Annotated in this window: 25 protein-coding genes; 20 read left to right on the top strand and 5 right to left on the bottom strand. The window is 67.2% G+C overall.

The features are described 5' to 3' along the window. The first annotated feature begins 241 nt into the window (after positions 1–241). Together ACWEO2_RS06330 and ACWEO2_RS06335 are read left to right on the top strand one after the other, a co-directional pair. Positions 242–1,996 carry a proline--tRNA ligase gene (locus ACWEO2_RS06330; RefSeq protein WP_452404377.1) on the top strand — a complete coding sequence of 585 codons (1,755 nt, stop codon included), beginning with the start codon at positions 242–244 and terminating at the stop codon, positions 1,994–1,996. Between the two features lie 182 nt (positions 1,997–2,178). Next, on the top strand, positions 2,179–3,930 hold the full coding sequence (locus ACWEO2_RS06335; protein ID WP_452404378.1) for an acyl-CoA dehydrogenase: 1,752 nt from the start codon (positions 2,179–2,181) through the stop codon (positions 3,928–3,930). A 150-nt stretch (positions 3,931–4,080) separates the two neighbouring features. Here the strand turns inward: ACWEO2_RS06335 and ACWEO2_RS06340 are convergent, their stop codons facing one another. Both ACWEO2_RS06340 and ACWEO2_RS06345 read right to left on the bottom strand, forming a co-directional pair. After that, a complete protein-coding gene (locus ACWEO2_RS06340; RefSeq protein ID WP_452404379.1) occupies positions 4,081–4,515 on the bottom strand; it encodes a ferritin-like domain-containing protein in 435 nt (144 codons plus the stop codon). A gap of 115 nt (positions 4,516–4,630) precedes the next feature. Then, a complete protein-coding gene (locus tag ACWEO2_RS06345) occupies positions 4,631–5,251 on the bottom strand; it encodes a hypothetical protein (protein WP_452404380.1) in 621 nt (206 codons plus the stop codon). Positions 5,252–5,537: 286 nt separating this feature from the next. On the opposite strand from ACWEO2_RS06345, the gene rimP reads away from it, so the two are divergent. From rimP to ACWEO2_RS06385, 8 genes are all read left to right on the top strand, one after another. Next, positions 5,538–6,206, top strand: coding sequence for a ribosome maturation factor RimP (gene rimP, locus ACWEO2_RS06350; protein ID WP_452404381.1), 669 nt, complete (start codon positions 5,538–5,540; stop codon positions 6,204–6,206). Beyond that, on the top strand, positions 6,203–7,234 hold the full coding sequence (gene nusA / locus ACWEO2_RS06355; RefSeq protein WP_452404382.1) for a transcription termination factor NusA: 1,032 nt from the start codon (positions 6,203–6,205) through the stop codon (positions 7,232–7,234). Before rimP ends, nusA begins: the two co-directional genes overlap by 4 nt. A 122-nt stretch (positions 7,235–7,356) precedes the next feature. Beyond that, positions 7,357–7,689: a YlxR family protein gene (locus tag ACWEO2_RS06360; RefSeq protein ID WP_355177652.1), complete on the top strand. Its 333-nt coding sequence runs from the start codon at positions 7,357–7,359 to the stop codon at positions 7,687–7,689. 108 nt (positions 7,690–7,797) lie between these two features. Further along, entirely contained in the window at positions 7,798–10,857 is a 3,060-nt protein-coding gene (gene infB, locus ACWEO2_RS06365; protein ID WP_452404383.1) for a translation initiation factor IF-2, read from the top strand. An 86-nt stretch (positions 10,858–10,943) separates the two neighbouring features. Then, positions 10,944–11,234, top strand: coding sequence for a DUF503 domain-containing protein (locus ACWEO2_RS06370; RefSeq protein WP_040693064.1), 291 nt, complete (start codon positions 10,944–10,946; stop codon positions 11,232–11,234). Positions 11,235–11,261: 27 nt separating this feature from the next. Then, complete coding sequence (gene rbfA, locus ACWEO2_RS06375; RefSeq protein WP_354957838.1) at positions 11,262–11,705, top strand: 30S ribosome-binding factor RbfA; 444 nt, start codon at positions 11,262–11,264, stop codon at positions 11,703–11,705. A gap of 22 nt (positions 11,706–11,727) precedes the next feature. After that, positions 11,728–12,753: a DHH family phosphoesterase gene (locus ACWEO2_RS06380; protein WP_452404527.1), complete on the top strand. Its 1,026-nt coding sequence runs from the start codon at positions 11,728–11,730 to the stop codon at positions 12,751–12,753. 132 nt (positions 12,754–12,885) lie between these two features. After that, entirely contained in the window at positions 12,886–14,331 is a 1,446-nt protein-coding gene (locus tag ACWEO2_RS06385; RefSeq protein WP_452404384.1) for an MATE family efflux transporter, read from the top strand. Positions 14,332–14,450: 119 nt separating this feature from the next. Here ACWEO2_RS06385 and ACWEO2_RS06390 read toward each other — a convergent pair whose 3' ends face one another. Further along, positions 14,451–14,927, bottom strand: coding sequence for a PPOX class F420-dependent oxidoreductase (locus ACWEO2_RS06390; protein ID WP_452404385.1), 477 nt, complete (start codon positions 14,925–14,927; stop codon positions 14,451–14,453). Between the two features lie 64 nt (positions 14,928–14,991). Between ACWEO2_RS06390 and ACWEO2_RS06395 the strand changes: the two genes are divergently transcribed. Beyond that, positions 14,992–15,411: a MerR family transcriptional regulator gene (locus ACWEO2_RS06395; protein WP_452404386.1), complete on the top strand. Its 420-nt coding sequence runs from the start codon at positions 14,992–14,994 to the stop codon at positions 15,409–15,411. Here the strand turns inward: ACWEO2_RS06395 and ACWEO2_RS06400 are convergent. After that, positions 15,408–15,971 (bottom strand): nucleotide exchange factor GrpE, encoded by a 564-nt coding sequence (locus ACWEO2_RS06400; RefSeq protein ID WP_452404387.1) that lies wholly within the window; start codon positions 15,969–15,971, stop codon positions 15,408–15,410. The genes ACWEO2_RS06395 and ACWEO2_RS06400 overlap by 4 nt on opposite strands. Before the next feature lie 104 nt (positions 15,972–16,075). Between ACWEO2_RS06400 and ACWEO2_RS06405 the strand changes: the two genes are divergently transcribed. The 7 genes from ACWEO2_RS06405 (at position 16,076) to truB (ending at position 24,758) form a co-directional block, all read left to right on the top strand. Beyond that, positions 16,076–17,890 carry an Hsp70 family protein gene (locus ACWEO2_RS06405; protein WP_452404388.1) on the top strand — a complete coding sequence of 605 codons (1,815 nt, stop codon included), beginning with the start codon at positions 16,076–16,078 and terminating at the stop codon, positions 17,888–17,890. A gap of 9 nt (positions 17,891–17,899) precedes the next feature. Then, positions 17,900–20,011 (top strand): Ig-like domain repeat protein, encoded by a 2,112-nt coding sequence (locus ACWEO2_RS06410; protein ID WP_452404389.1) that lies wholly within the window; start codon positions 17,900–17,902, stop codon positions 20,009–20,011. Positions 20,012–20,235: 224 nt separating this feature from the next. Beyond that, positions 20,236–21,249 (top strand): permease, encoded by a 1,014-nt coding sequence (locus ACWEO2_RS06415; RefSeq protein ID WP_452404390.1) that lies wholly within the window; start codon positions 20,236–20,238, stop codon positions 21,247–21,249. Next, positions 21,246–22,061, top strand: coding sequence for a TIGR03943 family putative permease subunit (locus tag ACWEO2_RS06420; protein ID WP_452404391.1), 816 nt, complete (start codon positions 21,246–21,248; stop codon positions 22,059–22,061). Before ACWEO2_RS06415 ends, ACWEO2_RS06420 begins: the two co-directional genes overlap by 4 nt. A gap of 70 nt (positions 22,062–22,131) precedes the next feature. After that, entirely contained in the window at positions 22,132–23,088 is a 957-nt protein-coding gene (locus ACWEO2_RS06425) for a metallophosphoesterase family protein (protein ID WP_452404528.1), read from the top strand. Positions 23,089–23,172: 84 nt separating this feature from the next. Continuing rightward, positions 23,173–23,844, top strand: a complete 672-nt coding sequence (npt, locus tag ACWEO2_RS06430) for a 4'-phosphopantetheinyl transferase Npt (RefSeq protein ID WP_452404392.1) — start codon at positions 23,173–23,175, stop codon at positions 23,842–23,844. Then, positions 23,844–24,758: a tRNA pseudouridine(55) synthase TruB gene (gene truB, locus ACWEO2_RS06435; protein ID WP_452404393.1), complete on the top strand. Its 915-nt coding sequence runs from the start codon at positions 23,844–23,846 to the stop codon at positions 24,756–24,758. Before npt ends, truB begins: the two co-directional genes overlap by 1 nt. On the opposite strand, the gene ACWEO2_RS06440 is transcribed toward truB, so the two are convergent. Beyond that, positions 24,730–25,350: a TetR/AcrR family transcriptional regulator gene (locus ACWEO2_RS06440; protein ID WP_452404394.1), complete on the bottom strand. Its 621-nt coding sequence runs from the start codon at positions 25,348–25,350 to the stop codon at positions 24,730–24,732. The genes truB and ACWEO2_RS06440 overlap by 29 nt on opposite strands. 87 nt (positions 25,351–25,437) lie before the next feature. Between ACWEO2_RS06440 and ACWEO2_RS06445 the strand changes: the two genes are divergently transcribed. Both ACWEO2_RS06445 and ACWEO2_RS06450 read left to right on the top strand, forming a co-directional pair. After that, entirely contained in the window at positions 25,438–25,851 is a 414-nt protein-coding gene (locus tag ACWEO2_RS06445) for a DUF4345 domain-containing protein (RefSeq protein ID WP_452404395.1), read from the top strand. 121 nt (positions 25,852–25,972) lie between these two features. After that, positions 25,973–26,395: an EF-hand domain-containing protein gene (locus ACWEO2_RS06450; protein ID WP_452404396.1), complete on the top strand. Its 423-nt coding sequence runs from the start codon at positions 25,973–25,975 to the stop codon at positions 26,393–26,395. Positions 26,396–26,464 lie beyond the last annotated feature (69 nt).

Raw genomic sequence — 26,464 nt, forward strand, 5'->3', positions numbered from 1 at the left:
GCGTGCCATGAATGCGGCGTGCGCCGGAGTCGGGTGTCGGCGAGGCGGTGCCGTGAGTAAGTGTCGGCGAGCATGCCATGTGTCAGCGTGCGTCGGTGTGCGGCGGACTCGGTTGTCGGCGAGCGGAGCGGTGAGCGGTCAGGGCTCGGAGGCGGTTGCCTGCGCAACGACGGACCCCGCTCGCGCCGAAATGGGCCGATGCCTTGCAGACATCGCTCGGCCAGCGACTACCCTGTCGTCCGTGATCACCCGCCTCTCCCACCTATTCCTGCGTACCCTGCGCGACGATCCCGCCGACGCCGAGGTGCCCAGTCACAAACTCCTCGTCCGTGCCGGATATGTGCGGCGCATCGCCCCGGGCGTGTACTCGTGGCTACCGCTGGGCCTGCGGGTGCTGCGGCGGGTCGAGGAGGTCGTGCGGGAGGAGATGAACGCCATCGGCGCGCAGGAGATCTCACTGCCCGCCCTGCTGCCGCGCGATCCGTACGAGACCACCAACCGGTGGACCGAATACGGCGACGGCCTGTTCCGGCTGCAGGACCGCAAGGGCGCCGACTATCTGCTCGGCCCCACCCACGAGGAGCTGTTCGCGCTCACCGTGAAGGGTGAATACAGCTCGTACAAGGATCTCCCGGTCACGCTGTACCAGATCCAGACGAAGTACCGCGATGAGGAGCGTCCCCGCGCTGGCATCCTGCGCGGGCGCGAATTCATCATGAAGGACTCCTACTCCTTCGACCTGGACGAGGACGGGCTCAAGGCCAGCTACAGCGCACACCGCGAGGCCTACCAGCGCATTTTCAACCGGCTCGAGGTCAAGTACGTCATCGTCGCGGCCACCTCGGGCGCGATGGGCGGCAGTGCGTCGGAGGAATTCCTCGCCGACAGTCCGGTCGGCGAGGACACCTACGTGGTGTGCCGGGAGTCCGGATACGCGGCGAATGTGGAAGCGGTGGTCACGCCCGCTGCCGAATCGAGGCCGATCGAGGGTCTGCCCGCCGCGGTCGTACACGACACCCCGAACACCCCGACCATCGCGACCTTGGTGGATTGGGCCAATGGCACGGGCATCGCCGACCGTCCCATCACCGCCGCCGACACCTTGAAGAACATCATGGTGAAGCTGCGCCATCCGGACGGTAAGACCGAACTGCTCGGCATCGGCGTTCCCGGCGACCGCGAGATCGACGACAAGCGCCTCGGCGCTTCGGTTGAACCCGCCGAGGTGGAACTGCTCACCGAGGCCGATTTCGCCGCCAACCCGTTCCTGGTGAAGGGCTATATCGGCCCGAAGGCGCTGCAGGCCAATGGTGTTCGCTACCTGGTCGACCCGCGCATCGGCACCGGCACCAGCTGGATCACCGGCGCCGACGAGCCTGGCAAACATGTCGTCGGCTTGGTCGCTGGCCGCGACTTCACCCCCGACGGCACCATCGAGGCCGCCGAGGTGCGCGATGGCGATCCCTCGCCGGACGGCCGTGGCGTCCTGGTATCGGCGCGCGGCATCGAGATCGGCCACATCTTCCAGCTCGGCAACAAGTACACCGACGCGTTCGAGGTGGACGTGCTCGGCGAGAACGGCAAGCCGGTGCGGCTCACCATGGGCTCCTACGGCGTCGGGGTCTCGCGCATGGTCGCGGTCATCGCCGAACAGCAGCACGATGAGAAGGGCTTGCGCTGGCCGCGCGAGGTCGCGCCGTTTGATGTGCACGTGGTCATCGCCAATAAGGACGACTCCTCGCGCGAGGGTGGCGAACAGGTCGCGGCACTGTTGGATGCGGCCGGACTCGAGGTCGTGCTCGACGACCGCAAGGCATCGCCCGGGGTGAAGTTCAAGGATTCCGAGCTGATCGGTGTTCCGCTGATCGTGGTCGTCGGTCGCGGCTGGGCCGAGGGCAAGGTCGAGATTCGCGATCGCTTCACCGGGGAGTCCATCGAGGTCCCCGCCGATGCGGTGGTCGAATCGGTGCTCGCGCAGGTGCGTGGCGAACGATAGGTCCGCCTTCGGCGACCGATAGCCGAGCCCGGGCGACTGCGGCAATGCTGATGATGACAGCAGCCGGGGTCGTCCGGGCTTCTCATATCCGCCCTGACCTACGGTTCCGTAGGCACGATTCGTGGCCAGCGGTATTGCCAGACCCACTCCAGGCTGCTGTTACCCGCTGGTAAGTTAACAGCATGACGAGTACCGACGCGTTGTTGTTCAACCCCGCCACCTATGACCCGAAGCAGTTCGACGCCGAGACGCGGCGGCTGTTGAAGGCGACCATCGAGTGGTTCGAATCGCGGGGTAAGCGGCAGTTGCTGGCCGATGATGCCGATGCGGTGTGGGTGTCGGATTTCCTCGAGTTCGTCAAGAAGGAAAAGCTGTTCGCGACCTTCCTGACGCCCGCCGCCTACGCCGACGGCGATGAGAACCGGCGCTGGGACGGTGCGCGCAATGCGGCGCTGTCGGAGATCTTCGGGTTCTACGGGTTGGCGTACTGGTACGCCGAACAGGTCACCATCCTTGGCCTCGGCCCGATCTGGCAGAGCGATAACGAGGCCGCCAAGAAGCGCGCCGCGGCCGATCTCGTCGACGGTCAGGTAATGGCGTTCGGCCTGTCCGAGCGTGACCACGGTGCCGACATCTACAACACCGATCTGATCCTGACGCCGACCGAACCGGGCAGCGCGGACGCCGAAGCCGGAATTCTCTTCCACGCCAACGGCGTCAAGTACTACATCGGCAATGGCAATGTCGCATCGATGGTGTCGGTGTTCTCCCGTCGCGCCGATATCGACGGCGCGGACGGCTATGTCTGGTTCGCCGCCGACAGTCGCCACGACAACTATGAACTCATCGACAATGTCATCCACGGCCAGTTGTATGTGAGCACCTTCGCGCTGCACGACTACCCGGTGACCGCCGCCGATATCCTGTCCACCGGTCCCGAGGCCTTCTCCGCCGCGCTGAACACCGTGAACGTCGGCAAGTTCAACCTGTGCCACGGCAGCATCGGCATGGTCGAGCACTCGTTCTACGAGGCCATCACGCACTCCAACAACCGCATTCTCTACGGCCGGGCCGTCACCGAATTCCCGCATGTGCGAACGAATTTCGTGGATGCCTACGCGCGCATCGTCGCGATGAGGCTGTTCAGCGACCGCGCCGTCGACTACTTCCGCAGCGCCAGCCTCGAGGACCGGCGCTATCTGCTGTTCAACCCGATGACGAAGTCCAAGGTGACCTCCGAGGGCGAGACCGTCATGACGCTGCTACTGGATGTGCTGGCCGCCAAGGGATTCGAGAAGAACACCTACTTCGCCCAGGTCGCCCGCTATATCGGCACGCTGCCCCGGCTGGAGGGCACGGTGCACGTCAATGTCGGCCAGATCCTGAAGTTCATGCCGAACTACCTGTTCAACCCGAAGGACTACCCGGAGATCGGCGCCCGGCACGACGCGGCCGACGATGAGTTCTTCTTCCGGCAAGGCCCGGCCCGCGGCGCGGGCAAGGTGCAGTTCGCCGACTGGACCACGGTCTACGACAAGCACACCGATGTACCGAACGTCGCCCGCTTCTACGAGCAGGCCCAGGCCCTGCGCACCCTGCTGACCACGGCCGCACCCGATGCCGGCCAGCAGCAGGACCTGGACTTCATGCTGACCATCGGCCACCTGTTCTCCCTGGTGGTCTACGGCCAGCTGATCCTGGAGCAGGCCGCCATCACCGGCCTGGACCGCGACATGCTCGACCAGATCTTCGACTTCCAGATCCGCGACTTCAACGGCTACGCCACCACCCTCTACGGCAAGCCCTCCGCCACCCCCGGCCAACAGGCCTGGGCCGCCTCCTCCCTGCGTCCCCCGGTAACCGACCGCCCCCGCTTCGACCGCATCTGGACCCAGGTCGCCGCCTACGACGGCACCTACGAAATGCGCCCATAACCCCACATTCCCGCCCAACTGCGGTAGGCCGCGCCCGGCTCGGTACGACGTGCCCGGCGCGGCCTGCCGTGTCGGGTGTGGTTGTCGAGTCTGCTTCGGCCTGCCGCGTCCGGCGAATTGGCGCGTGGCATTGGGAAGCGTGGGGCAGGGTCAGGCCTTGCCGGGGAAGGCGGTGGTGGGCGGGTTGGTGCCGAGGATTGATTGCCAGGTGGCCAGGCGGACGGCGCATTCGGTGAGGGCGTCGACGCCCATCCGGCGGATGGGGTCCGAGGTGCCGTTTTCGACGACCGAGCGCCAGGCGACGGCGGTGTCGGTTTCCACCGTGACGGCCAGATTCGCGGCTGGGATCGGGTCGTTCACCGGGAACGGTGTGGCATAGGCCGCGTCGGGCGGCGGCGCCGCCACTCCGGCCAACTGCAGCGCATCGATGGCGGTGTCGCGACGGGCGCGATGGGCGGCGGTGTCCTGGGCGACCAACCGGGTTCGCTCGGCGGCGGCATAGGCCGCGATCACCCCATAGGCGTATACCGCCGAGTATTCGGCGCGCAATGCGTCGAGCAAGGCGTGGCGTTCGGCTTCGGTCATCTGCTCATCTCTGCCTGAGGAGGTGAGCCGTGCGCAAAGCGGGCAGCAGCTCGGTGGGCGATGTCGGTCGGGGGCGCGTTCCCGGCTTCGGACAAGGCTTGGTGTTCGGCACGATTCACGCGAGCAAGACCCCCGCATGGGCCGCGCATGCCGCACTGATGGAGGCCAATAGCCCTGCGCGGTAACCGGATTGGGTGTGGGCGAGATCGCCTGCGGACTGCTGCGATTTGGTGAGGCGCGTGCGCAGCTCGTCGATGCTCGCCGGCTGGGTGGGCGTTGTTTCGGTACCGGACGCCGCAGGGGCGGCGGCGGATGGGGCGGGTTGCCGGGTGCGGTGCGCCGGGGTGGTCCCATCGCCGTAAACGCCGATGACGCGGTTGATTTCGGCGCGCAGCGCGTCGGCGTGTTCGGTGCGTTCGCTGGCGATCGCGGTCAGCGCGGCGTGCCGCTGTGGCGTCACGGCGATCGCCGCGGTCGCAGTCGCGGCGTCGGCGAGGGCCAGCACCTCTTGTGCGGCAAGCGGATCGGGTTCATACACCTTCTTGTCCGTACACCCGGCCACCGCGCCGACGGCCAGTGCGCCCACCGCACCGCCGCCTGCCAGCCGCAGCGCGGTCCGGCGGTCGACGATGTTCGGGCGACCGGTGCCAGCGTCGCTGTGCTGGACTCGGTCCCGGTCTTCGGGGATGCCGGAAGTGCACCCGGCGCGCGGCGGGGCGGGGAGGCGGATGGGCACGGCACCATCGTGCCAGATTCACGAGGCACCACCGACCAAGCGGCCACCGCACCGCCGGCCGCGCATCTACCGCAAGGTCGGCCGCACGCCTACCGTCCGGTCGGCACGGCACCCGCCGCGCCGTGTCGCAGGCGTGTGGCCAGGAAACTTGCTCGAGGCCGCTGGTCCATTACACTCTCGGAGCGCGTTACGCTAGATCTTCGGTAGAGAAATTTTTCCGCCAGCGACTGCCCACAGTTCGCTGGACAGATCAGCCGTCTGACAACTGAACCAGGAGCCGCCCCACATGCCCATGCCGACCGAGGAAAGGGTGAGCCAGCTTGTTGCTGGACTCGTCGAGCGCCGAGGATTCGACCTCGAGGGTGTCGAGATCTCGACGACGGGCACGCATGTGGATGCGCGGGTTCGGGTGCAGGTGATCGTGGACAGCGACGCGGCCTCCGATCTCGACTCGATCGCGAAACTGAGTGCCGAGCTGTCCGAGGTCCTCGACGAGGCGGGCGATTTCGGCGAAACCCCCTACCTGCTCGAGGTGACCAGCCCGGGCATCGACCGTCCGCTCACCGCCGACCGGCACTGGCGCCGCGCGCAGGGCCGCAAGGTGCGGATCAAACTCCGCGCTGGTGCACCGTCACCGGATCCCAAGTCATCGGACAAGTTCGAGGCCAGGGTCGGCATGCTCACCGACGACACAGTGGCGTTGGTGCTCGGCGGCAAGAACAAGCCGCACCGGGTGCACGTTCCGGTGGCCGATATCGCCGAGGCCGTCGTCCAGGTGGAGTTCAACCCACCCGGCGCGCGGGAACTGGAACTCGCGGGCGGAGTCGCGCCCGGCCGTCCGCGGCCGGGACAAGAGGAAGCGGTGGACCTCGCCACCGATGTCCGAGGAACAACCGATGCACCAACCGAATCATTAGACGCGTCCGATGCGCCGACCGAAGGGATCGTGGAATGAACATCGAAATCGAAGCCCTGCGCGCGATTGTCGCCGATAAAGGGATCTCGATCGAGACCGTGATCTCCGCGATCGAGTCGGCACTGCTCACGGCCTACCGCCACACCGAGGGCCACCAGCCCAACGCGCGCATCGATATCAATCAGAAGACCGGCGTGGTCCGGGTGATGGCCCGCGAACTTGACGTCGACGGCAATGTGATCTCCGAATGGGACGACACCCCAGAGGGTTTCGGTCGAATCGCGGCGACCACCGCGCGCCAGGTGGTGCTGCAGCGGCTGCGTGATGCCGAGAACGAGAAGTCCTTCGGCGAGTTCTCCACTCACGAGGGCGACATCGTCGGCGGTGTGGTGCAGCGCGATGCCCGCGCCAATGCCCGCGGCACCGTGGTGGTGCGCATCGGCAGCGAACTGCACGGCACCGAGGGGCTGATCCCGCCCGCCGAGCAGGTGCCGGGGGAGAGCTACGAGCACGGCGACCGGATCAAGTGCTATGTCGTCGGCGTATCCCGTGGTCCGCGCGGTCCGCAGATCACCCTCTCACGCACCCACCCGAATCTGGTGCGCCGCCTGTTCGCGCTCGAGGTGCCCGAGATCGCCGACGGCTCGGTGGAGATCGTCGCCGTCGCCCGCGAGGCCGGACACCGCTCCAAGATCGCCGTGCGCACCACCGTGCCCGGTGTCAACGCCAAGGGTGCCTGTATCGGCCCGATGGGGCAGCGCGTGCGCAATGTGATGAGCGAACTGGCCGGGGAGAAGATCGACATCATCGATTACGCCGATGATCCGGCGACCTTCGTCGGTAATGCGCTTTCGCCCTCGAAAGTGGTCTCGGTCACCATCGTCGATCCGGAGGCGCGTGCGGCCCGGGTGGTCGTGCCCGACTTCCAGCTCTCGCTCGCCATCGGCAAGGAAGGGCAGAACGCCAGGTTGGCGGCTCGCCTGACCGGCTGGCGGATCGATATCCGTAGCGATGCCGCACCGGATACGGGCAGCGGCAGCGTGCGGACGGAGGCGCATCGCAGTTGACCGATTCCCGCCAATCGGGCCCATCGGATGACATGTTCGTAACTTCGAAAGGGACGGGGTTCGGTGTTCCGAGCGGGACAGCGGTAGAGTGGTGTCAGGTTCAGCACGAGCCTTCGGTTCCTTTGTTCGAACGCACCACCGAGCAAGTCCCGGCGCACCGACGTCGAGCGGCTCCGGTGCGGACGTGTATCGGATGCCGAAAGCGCGAGCTGGCCGTCGATCTGTTGCGGATCGTGGCGCAGGACTGTGAGACCGGTGACGGTTCCGAGGTTGTTGCGATAGTTCCCGATCCGCAGCGCAGACTTCCCGGACGGGGTGCCTGGCTGCACCCCGTTTCGGTTTGTTTGCGCACCGCAGAACGACGCCGAGCATTCGGCAGAGCACTACGAGTGTCCGGAAATCTGGATATCTCAGCCCTGGAGAAGTACCTCGAGAACAGGCACGAGCACTCATGAGCACACCGTGAAGCACCAACGATGAACGTCCATCGGAGATAACCCGAGGTCGTGCGGGCCCGCCATCCCTAGGCGGAGGCACTGCTCGACCTCTCAGTGAGGAGAGCAGTGGCAGGCAAGGCCCGCGTGCACGAGTTGGCCAAAGAACTCGGTGTCACGAGCAAAGAACTACTCGCAAGGCTCAAGGAGCAGGGCGAGTTCGTGAAGTCGGCGTCCTCGACGGTGGAAGCACCCGTCGCACGTCGACTGCGCGAGTCGGTGGCAGGCAAGTCCGCCCCGGCGAACGGCGCTGCGAAGTCCGGGGCGCGCTCCGGTTCCGCACCGTCGAGCACTCCGGCCGCGAAGCCCGCCGCAGGCGGTCCGCGTCCCGGTCCACGTACCCCAGCGCCTGCGCAGGCGGCGACCCCGGCGGCTCCGGCCGCCCGTGAGACGGCGGCTCCGGCTGCCCGTCCGTCCGATGCGGTCCGGCCCGGCCCGGCCGTGCGTCCCGGTCCGGCGGCCAAGCCCGCCCCGCGGGACACCACCCCGGTCCAGGAGACCCCGGCGGCCCCGGCCGCGAAGGCCGCTCCGGCGCCGAGCGCTCCGGCTCAGGGCGGACCCCGCCCGACACCGGGTGGCGCACGTCCCGGTCAGCAGCGTCCGGGTGCACCCGCGCAGGGTGGTCCGCGTCCCGGTGGTCCGGCCGCGGCCGGACCGAAGCCGGGTCCGAAGGCCCCACGCGTCGGCAACAATCCCTTCTCCTCCGCGCCCGATCGTGAGCGTCCCGCGCCGCGGCCGGCCCCCGGTCAGGGTGGACCCCGTCCGGGTCCCGGCCAGGGCCCGCGTCCCGGTCCCGGCCAGGGGCCGCGTCCGGGTCCGGCCCAGGGCGGTCCCGGTCCTCGTCCGGGTGGCGCCCAGGGCGAGCGGCGTCCGGGTCCCGGCCAAGGTGGTCCGCGTCCCGGTGGTCCGCGGCCGAGCCCCGGCTCGATGCCGCCGCGCCCGAATCCCGGTGCCATGCCCGCACGTTCGGCCCGTCCGGGTCCCGGCGGCGGCGCAGGTGCGGGCCGTCCGGGTCGTCCCGGTGGCGGTCCGGGTGGTGGCGGCGGTCGTCCCGGTGGCGGCGGCGGTGGCGGTGGCTACCGCGGTGGCCAGGGCGGCGGCGGCACGGGTGCCCCCGGTGCCGGTGCGGGTGCTCCGGCGGCCGGTGGTTTCCGTGGTCGTCCCGGTGGCGGTGGCGGCGGTCGTCCGGGTGGTCCCGGTGGCCGTGGCGGTGCGGCCGGTGCGTTCGGCCGTCCCGGTGGCGCGCCTCGTCGTGGCCGCAAGTCGAAGCGGGCGAAGCGCGCCGAGTACGAAAGCATGCAAGCGCCCGCGGTCGGCGGCGTTCGTCTGCCACGCGGCAACGGCGAGATCATCCGTCTCGCCCGTGGCGCGTCGCTCTCGGATTTCGCGGAGAAGATCGATGCGAACCCGGCTGCCTTGGTGCAGGCCCTGTTCAACCTCGGTGAGATGGTCACCGCGACCCAGTCGGTGAACGACGAGACCCTCGAGCTGCTCGGCAGCGAGATGAACTACGTCGTGCACGTGGTCAGCCCCGAGGACGAGGACCGCGAGCTGCTGGAATCGTTCGATCTGACCTACGGTGAGGACGAGGGCGGCGAGGAAGACCTCGAACAGCGTCCGCCGGTGGTGACCGTCATGGGTCACGTCGACCACGGTAAGACCCGACTGCTCGACACGATCCGCAAGGCCAACGTCCGTGAGGGCGAGGCCGGTGGCATCACCCAGCACATCGGTGCCTACCAGGTGCTCACCCACCTCGGCGACAGCGACCGGCTCATCACCTTCATCGACACCCCGGGTCACGAGGCGTTCACCGCCATGCGTGCCCGTGGTGCGAAGGCCACCGATATCGCGATCCTGGTGGTCGCCGCCGACGACGGCGTCATGCCGCAGACGGTGGAGGCGATCAACCACGCGCAGGCGGCCGATGTGCCGATCGTGGTGGCGGTCAACAAGATCGACAAGGAAGGCGCGAACCCGGACAAGATCCGGCAGCAGCTGACCGAATACAACCTGGTTGCCGAGGAATACGGTGGCGACACCATGTTCGTCGACATCTCCGCCAAGCAGGGCACCAATATCGAGCAATTGCTCGAGGCGGTGCTGCTGACCGCGGATGCGGCGCTGGATCTGCGGGCCAACCCGGATATGGACGCCCAGGGTGTCGCCATCGAGGCGCACCTCGACCGTGGCCGTGGCCCGGTGGCGACCGTACTTATCCAGCGCGGCACGCTGCGCGTCGGCGACTCGATCGTGGCGGGCGACGCTTACGGTCGCGTCCGCCGCATGGTCGACGAGCACGGCGACGATGTCGCCGCGGCGCTGCCGTCGCGGCCGGTTCAGGTCATCGGCTTCACGTCGGTGCCCGGCGCCGGTGACAACCTGCTCGTCGTCGACGAGGACCGGATCGCTCGCCAGATCGCCGACCGCCGCAATGCGCGCAAGCGCAACGCACTGGCCGCGCGCAGCCGCAAGCGGATCAGCCTGGAAGATCTGGATGCCGCGCTGAAGGAGACTTCGGAGCTCAACCTGATCCTCAAGGGCGATAACTCCGGTACCGTCGAGGCCCTCGAGGAGGCGCTGCTCGGCATCCAGATCGACGACGAGGTGCGCCTGCGGGTCATCGACCGCGGTGTCGGTGGCGTCACCGAGACCAACGTCAACCTGGCGTCGGCATCGAACGCGATCATCATCGGGTTCAATGTCCGGGCCGAGGGCAAGGCGACCGAGCTGGCCAACCGCGAAGGCGTGGACATTCGGTACTACTCGGTGATCTACCAGGCCATCGACGAGATCGAGAAGGCCCTCAAGGGCATGCTCAAGCCGATCTACGAAGAGGTCGAGCTGGGCCGGGCGGAGATCCGCGCGATCTTCCGTTCGTCGAAGGTCGGCAATATCGCTGGCTGCATGGTCACCTCGGGTTCGGTCAAGCGCAATGCCAAGGCGCGCTTGCTCCGTGACAACGTGGTGGTCGCCGAGACGGTCACGATCTCCACCTTGAGGCGGGAAAAGGATGACGTCACCGAGGTCCGCGAGGGCTTCGAATGCGGTATGACGTTGACCTACAACGACATCAAGGAAGGCGATGTGATCGAGGCCTACGAGCTGCGCGAGAAGCCGCGCGACTGATCGTGTGCCGGTGGTCCGGCACGGTATTGATGCCGTGCCGGACCACCGAGACGATCATTTCGTAGGTATCGATACGGGAGGCTTGGGTGTACCTGGGTGCACTGGAGTTCGACATCCTGCTCGGAGATGTGCACTCGCTGAAGCAGAAGCGTTCGGTGATCCGGCCCGTGCTGGCCGAATTGCAGCGCTTCGGTGTGAGTGCTGCTGAGGGTGGGGAACAAGACCGCCATCGTCGCTCATTGCTGGGGGTTGCCATGGTCAGTTCCGGTATGGACCATCTGACCGAGGTGCTCGACAAATGTGAACGACACGTCGCGGCACGTCCGGAGTTAGAGTTGCTGGCAGTGCGCCGCAGGATCTTCGGACCCGAGGACTGACGAGTTAGTAGTGAGGAGGGTTCAGCCATGGTGGATCAAGCCAGGGCACGCCGACTCGCCAAGCGGATTTCCGCGATCGTGGCGACCGCGATCGAATACGAGGTGAAGGATCCGCGTCTGAATTTCGTGACCGTGACCGATGCGAAGGTCACCGGCGATCTGCGCGAGGCGACGGTGTACTACACGGTAATGGGCGAAACCCTCGACGTGGAGCCGGATTACGCGGCCGCGGCCGCTGGCCTGGAGAAGGCGAAGGGCGTGCTGCGCTCCAAGGTGGGTGCTGGCACCGGTGTGAAATTCACCCCGACGTTGGCGTTCGTGCTCGACAAGGTGCCCGACGCCGCGCGGGATATGGAGGAGCTGCTGGCCAGGGCGCGGGCCGCCGATGACGCGGTCGCGAAGGTGGCGGCCACCGCCACCCATGCCGGTGCCGCCGACCCGTACAAGGTCGAACGCGAATCCGACGAGTGACGTGCGGTAGGCGATGACGACGATGCCTGCCGACCCGGGTACCAGGGGGGTCGATCTCGATGCGGCGGTCCAGTTCGGACCGGCCGTTGCCGCACTGAACGCGGCCCGTTCGGTCACCATCCTGTGTCATGTGCAGCCCGATGCCGACACCATCGGCAGCGGGCTGGCCTTGGCATTGGTGCTGCACCGTCGGGGCATTCCGGTCTGGGTGTCGTTCGCCGAACCCGCCGAGCTGCCCGCTACGATGCGGACATTGCCCGGCGTGCGGCATCTGGTGCCGCCCGGCGACGTACCGGCGGAGGTGGATCTGCTCGTCACCGTGGACTGCGGCAGTGCCGGCCGGCTCGGTGCGCTCGCCGATCGATTGGCCGGAGCCCGAACAACTTTGGTGCTCGATCATCACCGCTCCAATACCCGGTTCGGGACGATCAATGTGATCGACGCGGGCGCGGAGTCGACGACGAGTCTGATCGCCCGGCTGCTCGATGCCTGGCAGGTGCCGATCGATTCCGAAGTGGCACATTGCCTTTACGCCGGACTGGTCACCGATACCGGATCGTTCCGCTGGGTCCGGCCCGGCACCCATCAGCTGGCCGAACGGTTGCTGGCCACCGGCATCGACGGCGCCGAAATCACCCGGTCACTGATGGATACGCATCCGTTCGGCTGGTTGCCGATGCTGTCGCGGGTGCTCGGTACGGCGCGGTTGGAGCCGCAGGCGGGTGGCGGTACCGGGCTGGTATATGCCTTTGTACGCCGCGAGGATGTCGATGGGGTGCGCTCGGAAGAGGTGGAGAGTGTGGTCGATATCGTCCGCACCACTGCCGAAGCCGGGGTCGCCGCGGTGTTCAAACAATCTCGCACCGTCGCGGATCGGTGGACCGTCTCGCTGCGTTCGCGCGATAGTGCGCCCGGTGCGCAGGACGGCGTCGATGTCGCTACGGTCGCAACGTCTTTGGGCGGTGGTGGGCATCGGTTCGCCGCCGGCTACACCACGACCGGCACATCGGAGTCGGTAGTCGCGGCTCTACTGGCCGAACTCGGGTGAGCACGGCGGCCGTCGGCTGTCCGGTCCAGCAGGGGCACGACACATCGGTGCTGTCCGGGCGCACGGTCGCCGAGTTCTCGCTTCGGAATGGATGGCGATCTTGGGATCTGGCGGAGTCGGAATGGTGCATTGATGGGTGAGATACGAGCCGATTCCTCGCCCGGAGCAGCGGGGGATGGCCTCGATTCGGTGGCGGATCGGATACCGGAGCCCGCGGCTGCCCCGGAGATCACTGTGGATGTGCCGGATTCGGTTGGTGGGGTGGACCCTCGACGGATTATCGGGCTTGCGCTGCCGACTCTGGGCGTGCTGGTGGCCGAACCCATCTATCTGCTGTTCGACCTGGCGGTGGTGGGGCGGCTCGGGGCATTGGCCTTGGCTGGTCTCGCGGTTGGCGGATTGATTCTGGCGCAGGTCAGTTCGCAGCTGACGTTTCTGTCGTATGGGACCACGGCGCGGGCGGCACGGCGGCATGGGGCCGGTGATGAGCGCGGTGCGATAGCGGAGGGGGTACAGGCGACTTGGGTCGCCGTCTTCGCCGGGACGCTGATTCTTGTTGTGGGACAGGCGGTTGCGGTTCCACTGACGAATGTGATCGCGGGTGGTGGGGATATCGCCGGGGCAGCGCTGGTCTGGGTGCGGATCGCGTTGTTCGGTGTGCCGTTGATTTTGATCGCGATGGCGGGCAATGGCTGGCTGCGCGGGGTGCAGGAGACGCGCAGGCCGCTGCTGTTCGTTATTGCCGGACTTCTGGTTTCGGGGATGCTGTGCCCGATGCTGGTGCACGGATTGCTGGGTGCACCGCGATTGGAGTTGGCGGGTTCGGCGGTCGCGAACGTCACCGGCCAGGCCGTGACAGCCGGGTTGTTCCTGAGTGCGCTGGTACGCGAACGTGTTTCGCTGGCGCCGCACTGGTCGGTGATGCAGGCTCAACTCGTGCTCGGTCGTGACCTGATCGCCCGCAGCCTCGCCTTCCAGGCGAGCTTCGTCTCCGCGGCAGCGGTCGCCGCTCGATTCGGTGCGGCATCAGTGGCCGCGCATCAACTGGTCCTGCAGCTCTGGAATTTCCTTGCCCTGACCCTGGATTCGCTCGCGATCGCCGCCCAAACCCTGGTCGGCGCGGCGCTCGGCGCGGGCGACGCATCCGGCGCGCGCGGACTGGCGCGGCGCATTACCCGCTGGTCGGGCGCATTCGCGCTGGTGCTGGCGGCGGTTTTCGCGGCGGGCGCCAGCGTGATCCCGAAGCTGTTCACCGACGACCCCGCCGTTCTGGACCGCACCCATATCGCCTGGTGGTTCTTCGTCGCCATTATCCCGATCGCGGGCATTGTCTTCGCCCTCGATGGCGTCCTGCTCGGCGCGGGCGACGCCGCCTATCTCCGCAACACCACCCTCGGAGCCGCCGTGTTCGGATTCCTGCCCGCCATCTGGCTTGCCCTGATCTTCGATTGGGGCATCGCCGGAATCTGGACCGGGTTGGTCGCATTCATGGTGCTGCGTCTGATCGCGGTCGTCTGGCGCGCCGAATCCGGTCGCTGGGCCAGAGTCGGCACCGAGATTCCGCCTCGGGTCATCTGACGCGGTCGGCCGGGCGTCGGTTCGATGACGCCGGGGTGGTTCTGGCCGCCACTGCGAACGTGGATTGTTCATGGGATCGAATGCGTCGTTGCGGAGTGAACAGTCGCCGCTCGGTTCGGCTACGGGATGCGGTCCAGGTCGACCCGCACCATGGCGCTGTCCGGCCACAGCGTCTTCGACCTGGCTCTGCGGAGCCTTTCCCGCAGGCCGAGTTCGCGATGGACATTGACCACACCGGGCACTTTGATGAGCGGGACGATATTCCACTGCCAGCCGTACCGCTGGTGCAGCGCACGATTCGCGGCTTCAGCGGTCTGGCCGTCGAGAATCGTGGCTCGCCCGGTGACGGCGCGGGCACCGTCGGCGACCCGGCCGCGGTAGTCGCAGGGGCGCAGTTCGACCTGTGGGCCGGCGGCCAATCGACGAGTCTTGGGACCGAATTTGGTTCGGAAGGTCAGGGCGTCGCCATCGATCCGAAACCAGATCGGCGTATCGACCGCGGTGCCGTCGCGGCGGTAGCTGCGCAACAGCGCATAGCGCGCGCCGGTCAGTGAATCGAGTGCCGATGTGGGGTCCGAGGAGGTATGAGATGTCATGCCGGAATTCAACGACTTAGAGTCGACTTGAAGTCAAGTGCGTACTCGCCGCAGGATCGATACCGTGAGATCACAGCTGCCCATCGGTGAGATCGCTCGGCGTTCCGGTACCGCGGCCACCACGCTGCGCTACTACGAAGAGTTGGGTCTGCTCCGGCCGCCGACCCGCCTCGGCGGTCGGCGCATGTACGACGAATCGGTGCTGACCAGGCTCGAGGCGATCGATCTGTGCAAGATATCCGGATTCACCCTCGATGAGATCAAGGTGCTGCTGGCCGATGAAACACCGGGCCGGCCGGCAACGCGGGCATTGGCCGCGGCGAAACTGGCCGATATCGATGCCCGCATCGCCGCGCTCACCCAGGCCCGAACGATCGTCGAATGGGGCCTGCGGTGCACCTGTCCCACCATTGAAACCTGTACCTGCGATATCCACCCGATGCTCGACGCCGGAGCCAGCGGGCGACAGACGCTCGAGCCCTAGGGCGCGGACGCCGACGCCCGGTAGCGGCGGACCACCACACCCGCTGGACGGACGGATCGACCGGAGACGATCAGGCCCGCCCAGATGACCGAATCCACGGTGCGGTCCAGCTCCGGATCGTCGGTCTTCGTGGTGTCCGCGGCCTCCATGATGAGTGCGTCGAAGGCGTCGTCCGCTCGGGGCGTGACCAGACTGCCGCCCCGGCCGATGATGAGTCGTTCGATCCGGGTGGTGATGGCCGCGAAAGCGGCTCGCTCACGGACCGATTCGGCCGTCGTCGCACAGGCCGCGGCATCGCCGTGCAGGGCGAAAAGTTCGACGATGAGGGGGAGATCGGCGCGGCCCTGTTCGGCGCGCGCCCTCGCCGCATCGGTGAGACGTTCGATGGTCGCGGCTTGGCGGGCGATCACGCGGCCCAGGTCTTCGATTCGTTCACCGAGCCGTGCTTGGGATTCGACCAAGTGCGCGATGGTGTGCGCCGCGCCGTCGGGCACCAGCTCGGCCGAGCGTGCTTCGGACTGCGCGGAAGCATCGGTCCGCTGGGCCGCTGATTCGGTCATGATCGCACCATAACCCGAGATCAAGCCGATTGGATTGGGCGTCAGCCGGATTCGCGGATCGACCGATGGTCGGGTGTCGGATTCGGCTGCTACCATCGCGTCTCATGGGGGTCTACGGGATCGACCTGGGCACAACGAACTCGGCAATCGCGCGGATCGACGCCGACGGTCGACCTGAAGTAATGATCGGATTGAACGGTGCGGCGACCGTGCCGTCAGTTGTCCTGTTCGCCTCCGCATTCGACCATCTGGTCGGCGAGGGTGCGCGGCGGCAGGCCCGTCTCGATCCGGAGCATGTGTGCGCGCTGGTGAAACGGCGGATGGGCGATACCGATTGGCGTTTTGCCGCGCATGGGCAGACCTGGTCGGCACCCGCGGTTTCGGCGCTCATCTTGAAAAGCCTTGCCTCGGATGCGGAATTCGGTGGCGGCGAGCCGGTGAAACGTGTGGTCATCACGGTTCCCGCCTATTTCGGTGACGAGGAGCGACGCGCGACCATCCAGGCGGGCACCTATGCGGGCTTCGATGTCGCCGGTGTGCTGTCCGAACCGATCGCCGCCGCGCTCTCGTACGGTTTCGGCAGACTCGGCGGCAGCCATGCGGTGCGAGCGACGGGTCCGGAGGCGGTAGCGCATGGGCAAGCACAGTCGGCCGCAGGCCGCCCGTTGCGGGTGGCGGCGGGCGACGGGCGGGCCGCCGTAGGGCCCGGGGAGTACCGCGAATCCGATACCGACGTCGGCAAGCAGGGGGCGCGGGAGACGGTACTGGTCTACGACCTGGGCGGCGGTACATTCGACGCCACCGTTATCGAGTTGGCCGACCGTCGCATTTCGGTGCTCGCAGTCGAGGGTGATCACCAACTCGGCGGCGCGGATTGGGACGAGCGCATCGCGCTGTACCTGTCGCAGAAGTTCTGCGAAGCGAATCCGGATGCCGAAGACCCACTGGACGATTCGGCGGGCTCGCAGATGCTGGTGCTCGCCGCCGAGCGGGCCAAACGCGAGCTGACCGACGCCGACCGCACCGATGTGGTGATCGTGCACGATGGCGCCCGAGCCGTGATTCCATTGACGCGCGATGAAGTCGATGCGATGACGTCGTCGCTGATGCGCCGCACCATCGACCTCACCCGCGACTGCCTGGCCGCGGCAAATAAGCGCGGCGTCGCATCCGTCGACCGATTACTGCTGGTCGGCGGCTCGTCACGCATGCCGATGGTGGCGCGCGAACTGAACAGGGAACTCGGCCTCGCGGGCGAGCTGCGCGACCCCGACCTTTCGGTGGCGCGCGGTGCGGCGCTCTATGGCGATAAGCTCGAGATGGAACGCCTGATCCTCGCCGATCTCACCACGCGCGGCCGACTGCGCGACGGCGCGGATATCCACGATGCCGCACCCGCCGATCTGGACCAGTCGATCGCACGCGTCGCCGCATCCTTCGGCCAGCCGGTCGCTACGGTGCGCCGGATGCTCGAGATCCAGGTCGATACCGTCGTTTCGCGGGGCTTCGGCGTGCTCGCGCTCGACTATCAGTACGGGCTGGCGGCGACCTGGCTGGTGCAGCGCAACGCGACCCTGCCGGTGAAGGTGCGCCGTTCGTTCGGCACCGTGCGCGCGGACCAGGACGAGATCGCGCTGACCATCGTCGAACAGCAGGGCCAAGCGGCATCGCTGCGGCCAGAGGATACGAAGGTGCTGGTGGAGGGCCGCATTCGCGGCATTCCCGCCGGCTATCCCGAGGGCAGCGAGGTGCGGGTGACCTTCGAGATGGGGTTCGACGGCGTCCTGCACGTCACCTGCCATCACGTCGACGCCGATATCCCGCTGACGCTGACCGCGCAGACCGGCGCGACCCTGTCCCAAGCGGATGTGGCACGCGAACTGGATCAGGTCCAGCGCACGCGCCGTCGCGATAGCTGAGCCGCGGCCGTGCAGCCGTTCAGCCCGAACGACTACCGCAAGCGAGTGCTCGCCGAGGTCGAGCGCCGCGGCGGGATCGAGGAGTCGGATCCGTTCGAGCTCTACGACATTCCACTGGAGGAAGCGGAGTCGCTGAGCGATGCCGAGGTCGCCGCGCGGGTCGAGGAGGTCTGGGGCTTCTGGCAGCGGCAGCGCGATCATCCGAAGTATCGGGTGCTCGTTGGATTGCTGGTCGACGCGCATTCAACGTTGTCGCGCCTGCTGCTGGACTCCGCGGTGCGTCGCGTGGAGACGGCGCGGGTCCGAGAGGTGCGTGCCCAGCGGGACGCGGATCGCTACGAGATACTCGACGCGGCGATATCGCGCTTGGTGCAGCGACACGGCGGGGTACCGGCCGGGAAGATTTCCGGACTGGCGGAGATCGGCGCGATGGGCGGGCTCAGCGCCGCCGAGGTCGCGACCAGATTGCGCCGACATCGGGTCATCGAAGACAAGCCCATGCCCGTCGGTGTGCTCACCGAGCAACGCAGACAACAGATTCGACAGTTGCTCAGTGAATGGGAACGACTGGTCGACGGTGAACCGACGCCGACGCTGTTCGCGCTGCTGCGCGTCGATCCATCGAAAGCCGGTCAGTCCCAGGAGATTCGGCTGCGCGCGGAGGCATTGCGGGCACGGTCGCGCGAGCTGCCGCCGGGGCGCATCCGAGTGGTATTGGACGAGTTGCTCATTCACATCCACGATGTGCTCGAGTCGGGTGCGGCGACACTGCGGGAGTATCTTCGCGCGGTGGCCGAGGAGGTCGCCAACGAACTGCGGCCGAAGGTCAGGGCGGCCGTGCTCGTGGAGGATGAACTCGTCGGCGATGACTTCCGGTATCTGCTCGACGAGGCGATGCGGTTGGGGTTGGATCAGACCGATGCGACCCGGGTTCTCACCGATATCGCCACGGAACTCGGTGCGCGAGTGGACAATTCGCCACCGGCAGGGCCGACCGCGTCCCCTTCGGGTGCCGCGCCGATACCGCCCCCGCCGGCGCCGAGACTCTGGGAAGCACCGCTGAAGGCCGCGCGGGCGGCGCTGCGCGGTGGTCACCCGCGGGAGGCCGCGCGGCATGTCGAGCAGGCGCGCCGACTTGTCGGCTCCGATGAGACGGGCCTGACCCCGATTCGTTCGGTATCCGACGAGGTGGACCGGGTATTGGCCGAGGCAGAGGGGCGCTGGCGCAGCGCGACGACCGCCTGCGCGGGCAGGCGGTATGCCGAGGCGCTTGCGCACCTGGAGCAGTTGCGGCGCACCGCATCCGATCTGCTTCCGCCGAACCAGGTGCCGAGCATCGACCAGTTGCTCGCCGAAGCCGGGCAGGCCGTCGCCGAAGCGGATCGGCTCGTCGCCGTGGCACAGGCCGGACCGGCCGATGCCAGAATGCCCGGGCTGCTCGCGGCGGCGGCGGTGTGCGCCGATCATGCCGGTGCGGTCGCTGCGCTCGCGGAAACGCCGGTCGAGGCGCCACCGCGGGTCGAGGCCACCCGGCTGGCGAATGGATCGGTACTCGTCGCGTGGTCGCCATCGTCGACGAATAATGTCGCCTACCGCGTGACCCGGCTGCAGCCGGACGGTTCGTGGCGGGTCGTCGGGCGCACCCAGGCGACCGAACTCGAGGACGGTGGTGCGCCCGCTGTTGGGCAACCGGTGTACGCGGTGGCCGCCGCCGTTGCGGGCCGATACTCCGAGATCACCCGATCCGATACCGGCCCAGCCGTGAAACCGCAAGACGGACCAGAACAATCGCCGCAGGACGACCCGGCGCCGAGCGGCATCCCCGCCGTCAGCGGGCTCGCCGAACAGGCGGGCCTGTTGATCTTTACCTGGCCCGTCGGCGTCACCGAGGTCATGGCCGTAGTGCGTCCCGACCAGCCACCGACCACACCGGACGACCCTCGGGCACGCTCCTGGAAGGTCACGAATATGCGCTATGAAATCGACGGCGGCGTCCGAATTCCGTCCGATATTCCGCGCCCCTGCCATATCGCCATCGCATCCTGCCGCCGCGAACCGAATGGAAAGCTCACTGTCGCGGCGGGTTTCGCGGCGACCGCGCGAATCCGCTGGTTCGGATAGCGAGCGAGATCGGGTTCGGCTCTGCCGCTGGGAATTCGGCAAGGCTGCCCGGCGTGTGCCGAGCACGGATGCGTCGTGCGGCTCTCCGATTCCCGTCGGGCGGACGCGCTGGCAGCATGAGCGGAATGGGCGTGCCCGCCTATTGCGCCGCGACATACCGGTGGTGGGCGGCGCAACGCGGGGTGAGCTCAGGTAGCCGGGATTTGTCGATCGAACCAGGCAGGATGGGGGACGTGCTCGCACAGAACGCTGTGAATTCGGTACGGACACGGGTGTCCTCGACGTACGTGCTCGCCGCGCTGATCATCCTCGGACTGGTGCTACAGGCGCCGCTCGTGCGGGCGGTGGGGGCTTCGGCACGACTGCAGACCGCGGTGACCATCTTCGCGGGTGTCTTCGTGCAAGCGGTGCCTTTTCTCGCGCTCGGGGTTTTGGTGAGCGGGGGCATCGCGGCCTTCGTATCACCCGCGGTGCTGCGAAAGGTGTTGCCGCGCAATGAGCCAGCGGCGATCGGTATGGCCGGACTGGCCGGGATGGCGCTGCCCGGATGTGAGTGCGGTGTCGTGCCGGTGGCGCGGCGGCTTGCCGATCAGGGTGCACCGGGCTCGGTCGCATTGGCGTTCATGCTGTCGGCACCCGCGATCAATCCGGTGGTGTTGATCGCGACGGCGGTGGCGTTTCCCGGCGAGCCCGGGATGGTGGGCGCGCGGTTCACCGGTTCGCTGGCCACATCGGTGGTGATGGGGCTGATCTGGTCGCGGATCGGGCGTCCGGCCTGGCTGCTGCCGCGCGGCTCTGGACGCGAGCATTGCGTGGCGGGGCGGACCCGGTGGGAGGTCTGCACCGAGGCCGCGCGTCACGATCTGTTGCAGGCCAGCGCATTTCTCGTACTCGGCGCGGCGGCGGCCGCGGCATTGCATGTACTGGTTCCGCCCGCCTGGTACGAGCGCTTGGCCGGGCAGCTGGTGATTGCGATCCTGGTCATGGCGGTGCTGGCGATCGTGCTCGCATTGTGCTCGGAGGCCGACGCGTTCGTCGCGGCGAGTATGTCGACACTGCCCCTGCTGCCGCGGCTGGTCTTCCTGGTGGTGGGACCGGCGGTCGATGTGAAGCTGTTCGCCATGCAGGCGGGCAGTTTCGGACGGCGGTTCGCCCTGCGCTTCACGCCATTGACCTTCGTGGTCGCCGTGGCCTGCGGCACGGTAGCCGGATACATCTTCCTGGGAGGTGCCCGATGAAGCGGGAGACACAGAATCTGCTGTTGCTGCTCATCGGTGCCGCGGTGCTGTGGATCACACTGGACGGGAGCTATCTGCGCTATGTGAAACCCAGCCTCTACCCGTACCTACTGGTCAGCGGCGTCGGCTTCGTCTTGCTCGCGATGGTGGCGATCATACGAGATATCCGCTGCGGCAAAGCATTTGACGAGCGGTACTACGCCTTCGGTCGTGGTGATGGATTCGGTGGTGGCGATGTGCTCGACCGCGACCACGGCCATGAGCACGGCTCCGGCCGCGCGCAATGGCTGCTGCTCGCACCGGCCGCCGCGCTCCTGCTCATCGCCCCGCCAGCCCTGGGCGCAGGCGCGGCGGTGACCAGTTCTCCCGTCCAGGTCGCTCCGCGCGATCTACCTGCGGCGCAACCCAAGCTGTTGGCATTCCCGCCGCTGCCGCCGGAGCCCGCGCCGACACTTCCGATGGTGGATCTGGTGGAGCGGGCCCTGCAGGACTCCAGCCATTCCCTGGACGGTCGCGAGGTCACCATCAGAGGTTTCGTCATCCGGCCCAAGGACCTCGAACAACAGCATCCGGACGCGCCCGATGCCGATCTGGCGCGCGTGGTCATCACCTGCTGTGTCGCCGACGCCCGATATGTGCTCGTACATCTGGCCGGGATGCGGGAAGTGATCGAGGACGACGCGTGGCTCGAGGTTCGGGGTGTCGTCGAAACCGGCAGTGCCCAGCGGGATCCGGACCGGACGCCGACCTTCGTCGTCAGCGACTATCGGCGGATCGAAGCCCCGGACCGACCATACGAACGCGGCCGGTAGTGGATCGGCATCGCCCATGATCATCGAGCCGAACGGCGGCAACCCGCGTGGATGTGCCAATGTAGGTGTGGTGATACCCAAGTTGATGGCGGTGAGCGACATTCACGTCGGGCACCAGGGGAATCGGCCGGTTGTCGAGCAGATTCGGGCGGATTCCCCCGAGGACTGGCTCATTGTGGCCGGGGACGTGGCGGAGAAGTCCGACGATATTCGTTGGGCGCTGGAGCTGCTGCGCGGCCGCTTCGCCAAGGTGATCTGGGTACCGGGCAACCACGAGTTGTGGACCACGGCGAAGGATCCGGTGCAGATGCACGGCGTCGCACGCTACGAGTACCTGGTGTCGATCTGCCGGGACCTCGACGTGATCACACCGGAGGATCCGTTCCCGGTGTGGACCGGCGCGGGTTCGGAGCCGTACGGCGGGCAGGTGACGCTGGTCCCGATGTTCCTGCTCTACGACTACTCCTTTCTGCCCAAGGGCACCAGGACCAAGGCCGAGGGACTGGCCCTGGCGCGTGAGCGCAATGTGGTGGCCACCGACGAATTCCTGCTCTCGCCGGACCCGTATCTGACGCGGGACGCCTGGTGCCACGCCCGGGTCCAGGTGACCAAGCGCAAACTCGACGCGCTGGCACCGGAGACGCCGGTCGTGCTGATCAACCACTTCCCGCTGGTCCGCGAGCCCACCGACGTGCTGTGGTACCCGGAGTTCGCGCTCTGGTGCGGCACCGACCTGACCGCCGACTGGCACACCAGCTACAACGTGGTCTGCTCGGTCTACGGCCACCTGCACATCCCGCGCACCTCCTACTACGACGGCGTGCGCTTCGAGGAGGTGTCGCTGGGCTATCCGCGGGAATGGCAGCGGCGCGGGCTGCCGGACCGCCTGTTGCGCCAAATCCTCCCGACGCCGGAGTACCCGCCGGGCTCGTTGAACAAGTGGGGCGGCCACTTCGAGGTCACCCCCGAGATGGAGGCCGCGGCCGCCGAGATGCGCGAAAAGGCCCAGCGCCGTCGTGGTGTGTGAGCCTGACGGTGCCGTTGCGCCGAGAGGTGCGCCGTGCCTCCCGAGGCGACTATCGGCTGGGCGGCTCGACTAGGCTCGTCGGTGATGATCGAGAAAATTCTTCCCGCGGGTGTCGCTTCGGCGGAACTGTTTGCGTACCCGGAGGATTTGCAGCCGCATCCGGCGGAGGCGCATCTCATCGAGAAGTCGGTGGAGAAGCGTCGCCGCGACTTCATCGGTGCGCGACACTGTGCCCGGCTCGCACTGCAGGAGCTGGGCGAGCCGCCGGTCGCAATCGGCAAGGGCGAGCGTGGTGTGCCGGTATGGCCGCGCGGGATCGTCGGCAGCCTGACGCACTGTGACGGCTACCGGGCGGCGGCATTGGGTCACAAACTGCGGTTCCGCTCGATCGGCATCGATGCCGAACCGCACGGCACCCTACCCGAGGGCGTCCTGGATTCGGTGAGCCTGCCGCCCGAGCGGGACTGGTTGACCACCGCCGACGGCTCCGGCCTGCACCTGGACCGCCTGCTGTTCTGCGCGAAGGAAGCCACCTACAAGGCATGGTTCCCGTTGACCGCGCGCTGGCTCGGCTTCGAGGACGCCCACATCACCTTCACCATCGATGAGAGTTCCGACGGTGCGGGCTCCGGCACGTTCCACAGCCAGATCCTGGTACCCGGCCAGGTCAATGATGGTGGCGCGGCACTGGTTTCCTTCGACGGCCGCTGGATGATCGGTGACGGGCTCATCCTGACCGCGATCGTGCACACCTGATGGCCGATGCGCGTATCGATGCCCTGGGCGGTCTGCTGATCGTCGATAAGGACGGCGGCTGGACCAGCCACGATGTCGTCGCGAAGTGCCGGAAGCTACTGCGCACCAAGAAGGTCGGACATGCCGGGACGCTCGATCCGATGGCCACCGGTGTGCTGGTGCTCGGCGTCGAGCGCGCGACCAAATTGCTCGGCCTGCTCACCTTGACCACCAAGGCCTATACCGCGACCATCCGGCTCGGCCAGGCCACCAGCACCGACGATGCCGAGGGCGACGTGCTCGCGACCACATCGGCGACCCATCTCGGCGATGCCGAAATCGCGACGTACACCGCGAAATTGACCGGTGCCATCGAGCAGGTTCCGGCTACGGTCAGCGCCATCAAGGTGAACGGTGAGCGCGCGTACGCCCGGCACCGTGCGGGTGAGGAGGTGCAGCTCGCCGCTCGACCGGTCACCGTCTCTCGCTTCGATATCCTGGCCCGCCGGGATAGTTCGACATTCGTCGATCTGGACGTGGTCGTCGAATGTTCCTCCGGCACCTACATCCGCGCCCTTGCCCGCGATCTCGGTGCTTCGCTCGGCGTCGGCGGGCATCTGACCGCGCTGCGCCGCACCAGGGTCGGGCCGTTCACCCTCGAACACGCCAGAACCCTGGACGAATTGGCCGCGGCGGCCGAGTCCGAGGAATCGCTGTTGAGTCTGGATATCGACGACGCCATCCGAACCGCGTTCCCGTGCCGCGATATCGATGACGAGCAGGCCGAGGATCTGCGCAACGGCCGGTGGCTCGAACCGGTCGGCATCCCTGGCGTCTACGCCGCCATCGACCCCGCCGGACGCGCGATCGCGCTATTGCGGGAGAGCGGTAAGCGCGCGGCCTCGGTTATGGTCGTGCGTCCTTCGAATCTGTAACCGCGCCACGCGCTTCCAATGCGCCGAGCGGTTCCAAAGCGCCGAGCAGGGCGCCGACGCAGATATTGCGGAGTTCGGTGCGCGTGCAGGTGCGTTTTTCCAGCCAGTCGACCGACAGAACGCGGACGAAGGTCAGCCAGCTCGTCAGGATCGATGAGGTGAGCTCGCGGGTGGGCCCTTCGACGCCCATCACATCGAGTAGGCGAACGCGAAGTTCACCGAGTTCGCCCGAGATGATCGCCTGGATGGTCGGATCGCCCGCGAGCAGGCGATTGGCGGCGACCACGGTATTGGCATTGGCCTCGAAATAGTCGAAGTGTTCGTCGAGTCCGGCCGCGAGCTGTTCGGGTAGCGGGGTTTCGTTGTCGAGTTTGGTGGCGACCAGCAGCTGATCCGCGGCCAGTTGGTAGACGCCCGCGAAGAGATCGCGTTTGGTCGGGAAATGGCGGTAGAGCAGGGCGCGCGAGACCCCGGCGGCCGTCGCGACGTCCTCCATCAGCACCGCATCGTAGGCGCGTTCGGCGAACAATTTCGCGCCCGCATCCAGCAGGAGGCGGCGGCGTTCGTCGGGGGCGAGGCGGCGGCGGGTCACCCCTCGAAGCTTAGTTGACGTTTGTCTACTAACGGTCGTAGTATTTAGTCTTAGTAGACAAACGTCTACTAATGAAGGGAGGAATTCATGGCCACGGCACTCAAATGGCTGTCCATGGCGATGGGCATCGCCATCGTGGGGATCGGCATCTTCCACATGGCCGCCGGTATCGACGGCATCCCCGATATGGGCTCCTCCGGCGTCACCGCCGACAGCCAGACCCGCTTCTTCGGCGGTATCTTCGTCGGCTATGGCGTCGCCTGGATCTGGGCCGCGCGCCAAGTCCCCATCCCGGCGCTTGCGGTGCACTGGCTCGCCGGAATCTTCCTGCTCAGCGGCGTCGCCCGGCTGATCTCCGTCGCCGTATACGGCTGGCCGCACTGGTTCCAAATCGTGCTGACCGCAATCGAATTGGTGCTACCACCGATCTTCTTCTGGCTCGCCACCGCCGACGAGAAGCGCGCCGCGTCGGGTGTCGAGCGCCTCACCGCCGTAGGCTGAATCGGAACTCATCGGCTGGAGTCGTTCGCTGGCACGGCAATCCGTACAGTGGGCCGTGGCCGTGCGCAGCTCGGTGTGCTGCGGCGGCCGCGGTGGACAGTGCGAAGAAGGCAGTGGGGCAATGAGCGAACAACCCGTCGATGCGTTCGAACTCTGGGATCGCGACGGCGACGGTCTGGTGTCGGTCGAGGACATCACCACCGGAATCCGTTCGCTCGGACTGGAAGTCGATGACGAGGCCGTCGAACGCATGGTCGCCGCCGCTGATACCAATGGTGACTTCCTGGTCTCCCGGGCCGAATTCGACGCCGCACTGGTCGGCGGGCGTATCGAGGTCACCGATGCCGATGCGGCCTTCCGGGTTTTCGATATCAATGGCGATGGCAAGATCTCGGTCGAAGAACTCGAATCCCTCATCCGCCACGTCGGTGCGGGCCTGATCGACGAGCCCGCCGAATCATTGCTGGCAGCCGCGGACACCGACGGGGATGGCTACCTGTCTCCGTCCGAATTCCGTGCGCTGCTGGATTTCCTGTCCCGCTGACTTTTCGTCGGGTCCGCCGAGGGGGCAAAGCCTGCCTGCGCCCCGAAGCCGCCGCGGCCGACAGTCGGC

It is taken from the genome of Nocardia sp. NPDC004278 (genome assembly GCF_053602975.1).